We start from the raw sequence: 12,201 nt of genomic DNA, 5'->3' as shown, positions 1-12,201 counted from the left end.
AGCGAAGCACGATGCGAAGCGCGGCTTTTTGTGCATGGAGGGCACAATAGCCGAAGAGCGGTTAGGGCACATGACGTAAACCCTAGATTCGCAAATTAGAATACGGCTAATAGTTTAAAAAATATACGGCTGATCAAGATACTTCGAGAACAGTTCAGAATTCACGCATCTCGATTTTGCTTCCTCAAGCGTTACCATCTTCCGCTTAACCAGATTGGCCAGGGAATAATCCATTGGGGCCATACCGGCTTTGATGCCGGTCTGAATAACCGTGTCAATCTGGTGGGTCTTGCCTTCGCGAATCATATTCCGGACAGCGTCATTGACGATGAGAGCTTCCATCGCTGCAACACGTCCGGTACCATCCATAGTAGGCAGCAGCTGCTGGCAGATAATGCCCTGAAGAACAGATGCCAACTGAACTTTAATTTGCTGCAGCTGATTCGGCGGAAAGACATCGATGATCCGGTCAATGGTAGTCGCTGCGGATGAAGTATGGAGGGTGGACAAGACCAGGTGGCCTGTTTCTGAAGCCATCAGGGCCGTGTTGATCGTCTCAAGGTCGCGCATTTCACCGACCAAGATAACATCGGGGTCTTCACGCAGTGCAGACCGTAAAGCATCTGCAAAGGCATGGGTATCGTCACCAATCTCACGCTGGTTTATCATACATTGATTATGGGCATGCAAATATTCGATCGGGTCTTCGATGGTAATGACATGACTGTTGCGGTGTGTATTCATATGGCGCACCATGGCAGCAAGGGTAGTGGATTTACCGGAACCGGTCGGACCCGTGACCAGGATCAGACCTCTGGGTTTCATCGCGAGGTCTTTCAGGATATCAGGCAGTCCCAGCTCGTTAATGCTTGGAATATCCGGAACAATGACCCTGATCGCGGCCGCCAGGCTTTTTCGCTGGCTGTAGACATTAACCCTGAAACGGCTGATACCAGGGATCGTATAGGAAAAGTCAACTTCTCCCTTTTGCTGCAAACGGTTTTTCACGGGTTCATCCATCAGTTCGTCGACAAGCTCTTTAGTGTCCAACGGAGACAAATACTTGGCGTTTGCCATCGGAGTCAAGATACCATTGATTCTGAACATTGGGGGAAGACCGGTTGTGATGTGGAGGTCAGAAGCTTTCAGTTCCAATGACATTAAAAGTAAGTCCCTGATATTTAGATTCATACAAACACTCCTCAACATAAATAGATTTGATCGGTCTATTCAATACTATAGGTTACTTTTAATAATTCTTCCGTGGTGGTGGTTCCGTCCAGAACCAGACGGGTACAGGTATCACGCAGGGAAATATAGCCGAAACGGCCGGCAATATGTCTTATTTGATCAGGAGTTACTCCCCGGTTAACCATCTCGCGGATATCCTTGTTGATCGGAATGATTTCATGGATGGCGGTTCGTCCGGAATAACCGGTGTAATTGCAGGCAGGACATCCGGTCCCTTTGTAAAGGGGCTGGGGTTCGCGCAGTTTGAGCAGCATCATTTCCGAATGTTCCGGCCGGTAAGAAGTTTTGCATTTTGGACAGATCTTACGGACAAGTCTCTGGGCCATCAGGCCGACAACAGCGGAAGAAACAAGATAAGATTCAATTCCCATGTCGACAAGCCGGATGATCGAGGAAGCTGCGTCGTTGGTATGGATAGTGCTTAAGACCAGATGGCCGGTGATGGCTGAACGAATTGCAATCTGGGCTGTTTCAGAATCACGGATCTCCCCAATCATGATAATGTCGGGGTCCTGACGCAAAATCGACCGCAGTCCCGAGGCAAAAGTCAGGCCGGCTTTGGTATTGACTTGGACCTGATTAATCCCATCCATCCGGTATTCAACAGGGTCTTCTACGGTGATGATATTGACAGTTGGTTTATTCAATTCCCGCATGACTGCGTAAAGTGTCGTCGTTTTTCCGGAACCGGTGGGGCCGGAAACAAGGATGATCCCATTTGGACTTTTGATGATCCGGTCAAACAGCTCAAGATTTTCGGCAGTAAAGCCCAGCTCAGATTTGGTATAGGTACTGTTTCTCATTCCAAGCACGCGGATAACAATCTTTTCTCCGTGGACAGTCGGAAGTATGGAAAGCCTGAGGTCGACGTTATTGCCGTCAATGCTGACTTCAATCCTGCCGTCCTGGGGCAGGCGCTTCTCAGCAATATCCATTTGCCCCATGATCTTAATTCTGGTGACAATGGCCTGGTGGGCCGCTTTCGATGTTTTCATGGCTTCCTGAAGTTCTCCGTCTATCCGGTACCGGATCCGCATCTCATCATCAGACGGTTCAATATGAATGTCACTGGCATTGGTCTTGATGGCATGCTGAATCACGGAATTAACCAGTCTTACGACAGGGGCATTCGTCACCTCATCGCCAAATTGATCGTCAATTCCCGAAAAATCAACAAGGTCATAGGTTTGTTTAAGTTCTTCAATTGCTTTTTCAGCGCTTTCTTTACCGTAGTAGCGTTCAATGGCATTCAGGATATCGGACGTGGTAGCCATGGCTGGCTTGACATCAAGCCGGGTTGCCCGTTTGACATCATCAATGGCATAAAAATCCAGCGGATCGACCATGGCAACAATCAGCACATTATTTTCTTTCTTGATCGGTATCAAGGAATGCTTTCTGACCATTCCTTCTGTAATCAGTCCCGTAGCAAGAGGATCAATCGGAGTTTCACCTAGATCATAGTATGGAATATGATATTGAAATTCCAGTACTCTGAGTAGCTGTTTCTCTGTAATGGATTTCATTTCAATCAGGATCTCGCCCAGCTTTTTAGAGGTTTTGGACTGCATCTCCAAAGCATCTTCGAGCTGCTTGGCAGTAATCACCTCTGATTCAACTAATAGCTGTCCCAGTTTCCGCATCGTTTCCGGCATATTTTTTCTCCAGTTGCAAAATTATTGTTTATATTTTGGCTATTCTCATTTATTGTATTATAGTGTAAATAAAAAAGAAAGAAAAATTACTAATATTTACAAATCCTGCGAATTTGGATACTCTTGAGGGAAGAAAGGTTAAAGGAGTGTTTGAGATGGAAACGTTTTTTATGGAACATATTTGGCTGGCCTATTTGGGGTTGTTTATCGTCGGGCTTGTTGCCGGGAGATTTTTGAAAGTATTAATTAGAAAAAACATGGAAGAAGAGCACAGAGATTTCCCATCTAAACCGGTCGTGGAAATCCTGAATACGCTGCTGTACTGCGCTGTACTCTGGAAATATGGTTTCTCTTTGGAAACATTGAGCTTTCTGATTCTTGGATCGGTCCTTTTACTCATTGCGTTCATTGATTTTAAGACCATGCTGATCCCGAACTGGAGCGTTCTCCTGATTCTGGTTCTGGGTATTTTGTTTGCTTTCTTCAATCAGGATGTCTCCAGGCTGGAGAGGCTGATTGGCTTCTTTGGAGCTGGATTGGGTTTGCTGCTGATCTATATATTCTCGAGAGGCGGCATAGGCGGTGGAGATATCAAGCTGATGGCCGCTGTCGGCTTTTACTTGGGCTGGAAGCTGACGCTGCTGGCGATGTTTGTCGGCTCCATAATTGGCGGTATCTGTGGGGTATTGATCCTTGCTACTGGCAAAGGAAATTTGAAAACGGCGATCCCTTATGGACCATTTTTGGTCTGCGGGATACTCCTTTGCATTCTTTTTGGTCAGGAATTAATTGCATGGTACTTTAATTTGTTTCTGATGTAGAACTTGATAGCGGCATGTTGAATGATGGAAGAATATGTCGAATAAAGGTGAAATTTTATGATTGCCAAAAATACCAATTCCTTGCATAATAAGAAAGAGACAAAATTTACAAATAATTTACATATGTAAAATTTCTGTAAAGTGTGAAGTGATGAAGTACAGTGCTGATTTGGTTACTTGTGTATTGTATGGAGCGAGTAGTGAACCCTGCACACTGCATTGGATGCAGTGTGCTTTTTTATGCCTAAACACTTGAAAAAATGTTAACGTGGATGTGAAAAAAGTGGTGAATGCAAAACACAAGGCGATCACAGCGTACAGATTAATATCTTGGCTTCTGACTTCTTTGATTTACATCATGGAAAGTCCGGAAAACATTTTTAAATACACCATTGCGGTTGTTGTTTCTTTACTCGTGATCACAGTCAGCCTCAATGATCTCTACTTGAAGAGTCATTCGAAAGCGTATACTCAGCGCGTCAATATTGCCGAAACACTGGTTATTGCCATTTTGCTGACGCTGACCGGCGGATTGGACAGTCCGTTCATATGGTATGCCATCAACCCTGTGTTAATTGCGGGTACATTTCTGGGAGCCGCGTATTGGGTATATCTCTGTTTTTACCTGATCGTCGGCAGCATCACCAGCCAGATGTTGTTTAATCCCGATCATTTGCGGCTCAATGAGCTTATCTTAGAAAAAATCTATGTAATCATGGTTTTCATCCTAATTACGATTGCCATACGCTTGTTGCTGGCTTTAGTCCAGCATCTTGATCGTCAGGCGGAGGCTTTAAAGAACCAAAAAGAACATATCATGTCGTTATACCGAATCGTCGAAGCTTATTCAGCAAGGGAAGACAATCGGAATGTCCTGGAAAATATGCTCAAGCTTGCCAATGAGATCATCGGGTCCCGTGCATCTTTCATCTTTCTTGTACCCTGTAAGGATGTGCCGGCAAGTATGGTTACGGCGAATATTTCCGAAGCGGAAAGAGAAATTCTGTATCAGTTTTTTCAAGCACAATCATGGGAAAATGATGGAGTAAACGTTGATGAAATACTGAGAAACCACATATTTTACGCGGTCAATGACCTGATTCCGCTGCAATCTGCCTCCAGACTTTACGGAATATTGGGATTTTCCCTGGCAGCAAGCATAAAAGTGGAAATGGATAAGGAACTGGTTCAATTTTTGGCGGATATTATCACAATGATCCTGGAACGAAATCACTTCGAAGCCATGTCTTCACAACTGCTGATTCTCGAAGAACAAAATCGGATCGGCAATGAAATCCATGACAACGTATCCCAAATTCTTTTCAGCATTGTATATGGACTCCATGCGCTGGGCGGCAACTGGTCCAATTTGAGCCGAGATCAAATTGAACGAAAACTAAAAATACTCGAGCAGTCTGCCAAAAATGTCAGTACAGAACTGAGGGCTTCAATTTATGGGCTCAGTCCGCGCAAAAGGGGCGAAAAAGTATTTGAAACGAGCATCCGAAATTATCTGAGTGATTTCTCAACACTGAATGAAATTCATGTTCATGTTGATTTTCATGGTGAGGAAGAGCAAATTACATATCCGTTAAAGCATGCGATGTTTCGCATTATCCGCGAAGGTTGCGGGAATGCCGTGTGGCATGGACAATGTGACGAATTGAAGATGCAGGTAAAGATTGATCAGCATACGTGTGAACTGATGATCCAGGACAATGGAATTGGCTTCAATTACGAAGACGTACAGTGTGATAAAAACAATAAGGGCTTGGGACTTCATAATATGAAAGCCATCGCTCAAACCTATTGCGGTTCATTTGCTATTCAAAGTGAACCCGAGCACGGAACGACACTCCGGTTTGAATTCCCGATCTACCAAATTGCCAATTTCGTTACGGAACAGAAAGGAGGCGTGGCATGAAGATCGTGATTGTGGATGATCATCCCTTAGTTCGACAGGGATTGGAGGCCGTTCTCTCAACCGAAACGGACATGACCATTGTTGGAAAGGCATCAAATGCGGGAGAAGCCGTTGACCTGATTTGCTCTGTGTTTCCGGACATTGTCCTGGTGGATTTAATGCTTTCGGGTTCTTCGGGGTTGGATGTGATAAAAACCTGCAAAGAAAAGGTATCAACGTGTAAGTATATTGTGCTGACATCTTCAGTTAGCCAGGACGATTTTCAAACAGCAGATCAGATTGGCGCAGACGGTTATATTCTGAAGGAAGCTTTTCCGGAAGAACTGATATCGGCGATCCGCTTGATCTATCGCGGTAGGAAGTTCTATGATCCGCTGGTGATTGAATTTATGATGAAAAAAGAAACGAGTAACAGCATGCAGCAGCTGACCTCACGGGAACGCGACGTACTCATCACATTGAGTGAAGGACTTAGTAATAAAGAGATTGCGAAAAAGCTGGTCATCACTGAATTTACAGTAAAGAAGCATGTAAGCCAGATCCTGGCAAAACTAGAGCTGGCTGACAGGACCCAGGCAGCATTATATGCCAGGGATCATGGGCTCGGGAATAGCAGGTAAGAGAAAGGAGAAAGGAAGAATGCCAATGCAAGCAAAGAAAAAGAATCAATTGGGGAAAGGAATACTCTTTATTACGTGCATATTTACACTGGGTTTATCCGGCATAAGTTATGCCTATTGGACAAATGGACTGGGTGTGAGCGGGAATATCTCAACGGATGGATTGGATGTTGTGTTCAGTGATCAGGAAGCTGCAAATCTGGTGACAAACGAGAGCGGAAACGGGAACTTGCAGGTAACTTATGACCCGGAAAGAACGACGCTATCCATTGAAGGAACGGTGGATCCGGGGTATCTCGGAAGCGTGGAATACACGATTGTCAATCAGGGTCAACTTCCGGTGAGATTCAGCCCTGATACGCCAAGTTCAGGCGGTATAGACAACACGTTATCTTTTGAAGGTGAACAGGTCACTGCGCTGGGTGACGGAACATATTTGCTTAAACAGAACGGCACCGGGACAGGGAAGCTGGCCGTTGAGGTTGGCGAAGAGAATGTTCAATTCGAAATAAGAATTCCGTATGAACAATGGGTCAAAAATTAGATTATCAGGAGTGGAGGCCATAGAAATGAAAGAAAAAGTAATCGTTGTAGCCATTTGTTTGTTGGCTGGATGTCTGCTTACGTCCGGAGGCTATGGGTACTGGCAAAAGGATTTGGTTATCAAGGGGAATATCAGTGTCACGCAGTCGGAGGAAGATCCCGAAGATTTAGATGCAGTCAAACCATTAATGAGGGGTTCAGGAACAGATGATCCAGGGACGGATGATCCTGGGACAGATAATCCAGGGACGGAAGAACCCGGAAGCGAAGAGATTCTAACGGAAACAGGTAATTAGGGAAAAAATGCAATGAAATTACAGATAATTAAACAAACTCTGTTTAAGCGCCGACTAATTCTATTAGTAGGCCTCGTTTTTTTTATCTATCTTTCTGACAACGCGTTGGTGAAATCCGTCACGGGACAAAACCTCTATCAAAATGTGTTTCAACCTTTGATGTGGATCGGGGTTGGATTAATAATCTGGTGGTTTCCTGTGGTCCGGGCGGCAGGAAAGCTCCGATTGCGAAAATCTCTTTGTTTATGGGCGATCAACTTTGCCATCATCATGATCACCGTCCAAGTGCTGGCCGGATTTTTAGATGGATTCGGGAAAAGCCCCTATAGCAACTCTTTTCTGGGTATCCTCATTAACTTTTTCACGGTTTGTGCGGCATTGGCAGGTCGGGAACTAACGAGACACGTATTGGTAAATAGCTGGACACGGAAGCAAAACTATAAGGTATTGGTTGCAGTCGCCTTGCTGATGACAGTGATCGTTTTTCCGATCTCTAAGTATACCGAACTGAAAAATATCCAGGAACTTGTTCAATTTGTGGCACAGTATTTTGCACCGCAGTTTACCAAAAATCTATTAGCAACATGCTTTGCTTTTTATGGTGGACCGCTTCCAGCGATCATTTTTATGGGAGTGCTTGACTTTTTCCATTGGTTTTCTCCGGTTCTACCCAATTTGAAATGGATTACCGCTGCGCTCATCGGCATCCTAACCCCTGTGTTCCTTTTTAGTGCGTTGGAGAGAATTTATCTGCAGGAGAACAGGATTCGAAAACACCGATTCAAGAGTGAGGAGGGCCTTCTGGGGTGGATGGTAACCACACTGATTTCCATCACCATTATCTGGTTTACAGTGGGGGTATTTCCGGTTTATCCGTCAGTGATCGCCACAGGCAGCATGATTCCGATGATTTATCCAGGAGATGTGATCCTAGTAGATAAGGGGGTGGACCGGATGAAAATGAGTGTTGGGACGGTAATTCAGTTTCAAAGAGACGACATCCTGATCTCACACCGGATCATTGGAGAAGTCGTTGAGAAAGATGGAACAAAACATTATTTGACCAAAGGAGATAACAATAACAGCGCGGATAGTCAATGGGTAAAACCGGAAGATATCAAGGGAGAAGTCGTTAAGGTCGTCCCTAAAATCGGCTGGCCAACCCTTCTCCTCAAAAGTGATCAAGAGATTTGGTCGACGAATAAAGAAATATAGAAAAACTGTTCAAAAGGATTCTTCTATAGGTAAAAGAAGGCGGTATCGCGCAACTACGATTTCTCCGTAGTTTTGCAATACCGCCCTTATGGAAGGGTATGTTAAAGACTAATTTCCCAATTGGTGTTTTGATAACTAGTTCACTTGCGTGAAAGCAATCGCTAAATCAAATTTTGTCGTAGTATCTTCAAATTGGCTGCCCGTGATTGCCGAAGGCATAAGGACTTGGTAACCAGGATCCTGCGTTTCGTTAAAGATAAAGTTATGGGTCGTCAGCATGAGTTCCTCGCCAGGCTGGAGAACGATATTCTGCAATGCGGAAGTCAGGCCTGTAGCCAGATCGGAAACGTTATTCGCATCGATTGCATCAATATCCTCATAGCGATAGCTCCAGAAACCAGCGTTCAATGTTCTGATGACCACAGCATCAAATTTATAATTTAAGGCATTAGCCAAATCGGCGTTTTCAGTAATGCTTCCAGTGACGGAAGTAACTTTGGCAGGAACGGTACCGCTATTTTTAACAACGAAACTCAGGTAGGCACCGGCTCCGGGGTAGAAATTTCCGACCGTGAAGCTTAGGTTTTGTTTATCTGTGGCGATCACTGAATCAACAGTGACCAAATCATCGGAAATATGGGCAATATAGCCGTCGTCCCAGTCGGACTCATCGGCATCCACAAACTGAACATCCAAATAGCCGGTGGATACGGTATTCGCGATCGTAATGGTCTGGGTCCAATACGCGTAGCCTGCTCCCATTAACATGACGGCTACTGCCAGGGCGGCAACTAGAAGCTTATGTTTTTTCATTTGATTTTTTCTCCTTTTGTTCATTCTTGTACCGATACGTTCTCAATGCGCGCTGTTGAAAACCTTTAATCGGGATTTTGATCTAAGTATACTGTCTTCGGAAACAATTTTAGCCACTCATTGGTATACTTGTTTTATCTATTTGGAGGTAGTATTTATGGTAATAAAGTAGAGGACAACGTAGACGAAAGTACCATATTTCACAGTCTGCAGAGGAAATCTCGGGTCTTTGCAGAATATCGGGAAAAAAGATGGATGGAGCGTGTTCAATGATAAAAAAAGAATTAAAGAAAAGACTACGTGTTGGCCTTATTTTGCTATTTGCGATATTGCTGATTGCAGATGTTTATATGCTGTACCGGAAAATTGCGTTACCGGAAGTACAAGTCGTAAAGACGACACTGTACGAATATATGAATAAAATGGATATTCACTATAAAGTGAGTCTGAAACCCAATAATCTATTTGCCCAAACGACGCAGGAAGAGGGTCAGGTGTACTTAACCAATTTGGTTGACACCATTACGGCGACATTTTCGTATGCGTTTTCAGGTAAAAGTCAGATCGACATCCAAGGTGATTATGAAATCATCGCTGTGCTGGAAGGATCCAGCATTCAAAATAATAAACGGGTTTCTATTTGGAAGAAACAGGTTGTCCTCGTGCCAAAAACGAGTTTTGAAAAAAAAGATACACAATTCAACCTAACAAAGGATGTCAATCTGAATTTGGAGCAGTATAGAGCATTTGCCAACGCCATCAAGGAGGAAGCAAAAGTGGATGCTGACGTTTCCTTAACCACCGCGATGAATGTGAATTTGGATAGTATGACGGAGTACGGGCGAATTCAGGATCAAGTTGCTTCATCGATGTTTTTGCCGCTGAAAACGAGCTACTTTGAAATCACAAATATGGGTATCGGTGATCAGCCTGGTGCCATCGAGAATGTCAAGCAAGTACCAGTCGATCAAAAGTTTTCCGTTATTGGTTTGGCCTTGCTGGGTTTCATTTTGTTAGCCGGGCTCGTTTGTTTGATCCTGCTTACAAAAGAGATACCAGAAGATCCTTACCTCAAAAAGTTGAAAATGATCATGAAGCAGTTTAGCAATCGAATGGTTGCATTAGATTCAGACATTATCCAAAGAGGAGACAATTATCAGGTTCAATCGGTGGACGACCTGGTGAAACTCAGTGATGAACTCGGGAAGCCGATACTTTACAGGACATTTGCCGATTTGAAAAAGATCACAACATTCTATGTCTTTGATGAGAAATGCACCTATTATTTTGATCTAACATGAAACCCCAAAAACTAACATAATGGTGAATATACATTGGTACCAAAGGAGTATGTGCACGAAGAAAACACCTGTTATAATTCAATTAGCAGTGTAGAAACGGCATACAAATAAAATACTTTATTGAGGAAGATGTAAATTGATCAAGAAGATGGGTATCCTTAACCGTGTAAAGTATCCCTTTATCCTGGTGATCATGACGGCAGTGATCCTCCTGGGTGGCACATCCTCATTTCAGGTAGCGTATGCAATCCAAACAGACAGCAATGAATACGGGATTGTCATAGAGCCTGAAGGCCAGCTTTTTCAAATTTCGGGAATGGCTCCCGGTTGTACCGATCATCAAACATTAACGGTCAACAACGAGGGGCAAAAGGCTTTCACGTATGGAATGAAGGTTATTACAAACGATCAAGAGAATATCCTCTATCAGGCCCTGGTCTTTAAGGTAACCAAAGCCGACCAAACACTGTATGCCGGAAAACTTCAAGATCTGAATCTTGTATTAGGTTCTTTGATGCCCGGCGGCAGTGAGACGTTTGATTTATCTCTGGGGCTTCCCTCAGAAAGTGGAAATGAATACGAATCACAAGAGATCAGCTTTGATTTTCTGATCAGTGCTGAAGAATATAATGGCGGGAACAACGGTGGCGGCAATTACACGATTTACACTGAAGTGGAACCAGCTACGATAGAGGAAGAACCGGTAAATACGCCGACGGTCGAAACACAGAAACCTGATGCATTGGAAGTTCCGCAAGATACTGAGACCATGTTACCATTAACAGGAGTTGCAAGTGCTTTCCCTTACTATGCTGTCGGTTCAGTAGTGGTCACTGCAGGAATCTTCTTAATAAAGAAAAAGAAAAGCTAAATACACATTTATATAAGTGAGAAAAAATAGCTGAGATTTCTCGGCTATTTTTTAACAAGATCAGGCTGGGGGAATTATGTGGAGAAAAGTATTCGCAGTCACTTTGATCTTATGTGGACTCAGTGTCATCATTTTTCCTATGGCTCGGGATGGCTATTTGAAATATCAGCAGAATAATATGATTAATCAATGGCGATCTAGTCTCATGCAAGTGAGCGATGGAGCACTTGGACAGACCGATTCTGATGATCAGGATAATACGATGCAACCAGATCTAACGGAGGATATGGAAGCACTGCTGATCATAGAGAAAATCGGTTTGCGAATTCCTGTTTTGACTGGCGTGACTGACCACAATTTAAAACAGGCAGCAGCAAGTATAATTGGAACTGGGAAGCCTGGAGAAATAGGGAATTACTGTATTGCGGCACATCGCAGCAGAACGTATGGTATTCAGTTTAATCGTCTCGACGAGTTGATCAAGGGCGACGCGATCATAATTGAAACAAACAATCAATCCTATACTTATATTGTAACGGAAAGTATGATTGTCGAGCCCGACAAAGTCGAGGTGCTTCAAAACGACGGCCAGAAAAAACAAATTACACTGATCACTTGTGATTATCGTACAAAACCGTATCTGCGTTTTATTGTAAAAGGAGAATTGGGTGATTAATCTGAGATAAAACATCTCGAAATTTAGGCAATAAATTCTTTCTGGAATCGCAGTTTTTGCTGTTGACAGTGTCGAAACAGCATGATATTATAATAAAGCGTCTCGGGGCGGGAACGCCTGAAAGAAGCGCAAAGGTCATTGAAAACTGAACAACAAGAATGAAATAAAAAGCTAGACTCGTCAATGAAATTTGGTAAACAAACGAGCTTGAATCA

At 43.7% G+C, this 12,201-nt stretch carries 12 protein-coding genes; 9 read left to right on the top strand and 3 right to left on the bottom strand.

Annotated elements, in window-relative coordinates; translation table 11 throughout:
* Positions 1-114 precede the first annotated feature (114 nt).
* On the bottom strand, positions 115-1,191 hold the full coding sequence (locus C1I38_RS03230; protein ID WP_119774467.1) for a type IV pilus twitching motility protein PilT: 1,077 nt from the start codon (positions 1,189-1,191) through the stop codon (positions 115-117).
* Positions 1,192-1,226: 35 nt separating this feature from the next.
* Entirely contained in the window at positions 1,227-2,906 is a 1,680-nt protein-coding gene (locus C1I38_RS03225) for a GspE/PulE family protein (protein WP_119774466.1), read from the bottom strand.
* A 155-nt stretch (positions 2,907-3,061) separates the two neighbouring features.
* Between C1I38_RS03225 and C1I38_RS03220 the strand changes: the two genes are divergently transcribed.
* The 6 genes from C1I38_RS03220 (at position 3,062) to C1I38_RS03195 (ending at position 8,325) form a co-directional block, all read left to right on the top strand.
* On the top strand, positions 3,062-3,727 hold the full coding sequence (locus tag C1I38_RS03220) for an A24 family peptidase (protein ID WP_119774465.1): 666 nt from the start codon (positions 3,062-3,064) through the stop codon (positions 3,725-3,727).
* 283 nt (positions 3,728-4,010) lie between these two features.
* A complete protein-coding gene (locus C1I38_RS03215) occupies positions 4,011-5,651 on the top strand; it encodes an ATP-binding protein (protein WP_119774464.1) in 1,641 nt (546 codons plus the stop codon).
* A complete protein-coding gene (locus C1I38_RS03210) occupies positions 5,648-6,271 on the top strand; it encodes a response regulator transcription factor (protein ID WP_119774463.1) in 624 nt (207 codons plus the stop codon). Before C1I38_RS03215 ends, C1I38_RS03210 begins: the two co-directional genes overlap by 4 nt.
* Positions 6,272-6,290: 19 nt before the next feature.
* Entirely contained in the window at positions 6,291-6,815 is a 525-nt protein-coding gene (locus tag C1I38_RS03205) for a hypothetical protein (RefSeq protein ID WP_119774462.1), read from the top strand.
* A 25-nt stretch (positions 6,816-6,840) separates the two neighbouring features.
* The gene (locus tag C1I38_RS03200; protein ID WP_119774461.1) at positions 6,841-7,110 is read left to right on the top strand and encodes a hypothetical protein; all 270 of its coding nucleotides are present in this window, start codon (positions 6,841-6,843) and stop codon (positions 7,108-7,110) included.
* 225 nt (positions 7,111-7,335) lie between these two features.
* Positions 7,336-8,325, top strand: a complete 990-nt coding sequence (locus C1I38_RS03195; RefSeq protein ID WP_243109282.1) for a signal peptidase I — start codon at positions 7,336-7,338, stop codon at positions 8,323-8,325.
* Positions 8,326-8,460: 135 nt separating this feature from the next.
* Here C1I38_RS03195 and C1I38_RS03190 read toward each other — a convergent pair whose 3' ends face one another.
* A complete protein-coding gene (locus tag C1I38_RS03190; protein WP_119774459.1) occupies positions 8,461-9,138 on the bottom strand; it encodes a hypothetical protein in 678 nt (225 codons plus the stop codon).
* Between the two features lie 269 nt (positions 9,139-9,407).
* Here C1I38_RS03190 and C1I38_RS03185 point away from each other — a divergent pair, with 269 nt between their 5' ends.
* The 3 genes from C1I38_RS03185 (at position 9,408) to C1I38_RS03175 (ending at position 11,986) form a co-directional block, all read left to right on the top strand.
* Positions 9,408-10,439: a DUF5305 family protein gene (locus tag C1I38_RS03185; protein ID WP_119774458.1), complete on the top strand. Its 1,032-nt coding sequence runs from the start codon at positions 9,408-9,410 to the stop codon at positions 10,437-10,439.
* A 136-nt stretch (positions 10,440-10,575) separates the two neighbouring features.
* Positions 10,576-11,310 carry an LPXTG cell wall anchor domain-containing protein gene (locus tag C1I38_RS03180; protein WP_119774457.1) on the top strand — a complete coding sequence of 245 codons (735 nt, stop codon included), beginning with the start codon at positions 10,576-10,578 and terminating at the stop codon, positions 11,308-11,310.
* 76 nt (positions 11,311-11,386) lie between these two features.
* The gene (locus C1I38_RS03175) at positions 11,387-11,986 is read left to right on the top strand and encodes a class D sortase (protein ID WP_119774456.1); all 600 of its coding nucleotides are present in this window, start codon (positions 11,387-11,389) and stop codon (positions 11,984-11,986) included.
* The last annotated feature ends 215 nt before the right edge of the window (positions 11,987-12,201 follow it).

Origin of the sequence: Dehalobacter sp. 12DCB1 (assembly GCF_004343605.1) — a bacterium.
Taxonomy (GTDB): Bacteria; Bacillota; Desulfitobacteriia; order Desulfitobacteriales; family Syntrophobotulaceae; genus Dehalobacter.
Note: the sequence above shows the minus strand (reverse complement) of the source record. Positions and strands in the feature narration are given on the sequence as shown.

Coding starts and splice junctions, on each gene's coding strand:
- C1I38_RS03225 (WP_119774466.1), bottom strand. CDS start 2,906: ATGCCGGAAACGATGCGGAAACTGGGACAGCTATTAGTTGAATCAGAG.
- C1I38_RS03205 (WP_119774462.1), top strand. CDS start 6,291: ATGCCAATGCAAGCAAAGAAAAAGAATCAATTGGGGAAAGGAATACTC.
- C1I38_RS03220 (WP_119774465.1), top strand. CDS start 3,062: ATGGAAACGTTTTTTATGGAACATATTTGGCTGGCCTATTTGGGGTTG.
- C1I38_RS03175 (WP_119774456.1), top strand. CDS start 11,387: ATGTGGAGAAAAGTATTCGCAGTCACTTTGATCTTATGTGGACTCAGT.
- C1I38_RS03185 (WP_119774458.1), top strand. CDS start 9,408: ATGATAAAAAAAGAATTAAAGAAAAGACTACGTGTTGGCCTTATTTTG.
- C1I38_RS03230 (WP_119774467.1), bottom strand. CDS start 1,191: ATGAATCTAAATATCAGGGACTTACTTTTAATGTCATTGGAACTGAAA.
- C1I38_RS03210 (WP_119774463.1), top strand. CDS start 5,648: ATGAAGATCGTGATTGTGGATGATCATCCCTTAGTTCGACAGGGATTG.
- C1I38_RS03190 (WP_119774459.1), bottom strand. CDS start 9,138: ATGAAAAAACATAAGCTTCTAGTTGCCGCCCTGGCAGTAGCCGTCATG.
- C1I38_RS03200 (WP_119774461.1), top strand. CDS start 6,841: ATGAAAGAAAAAGTAATCGTTGTAGCCATTTGTTTGTTGGCTGGATGT.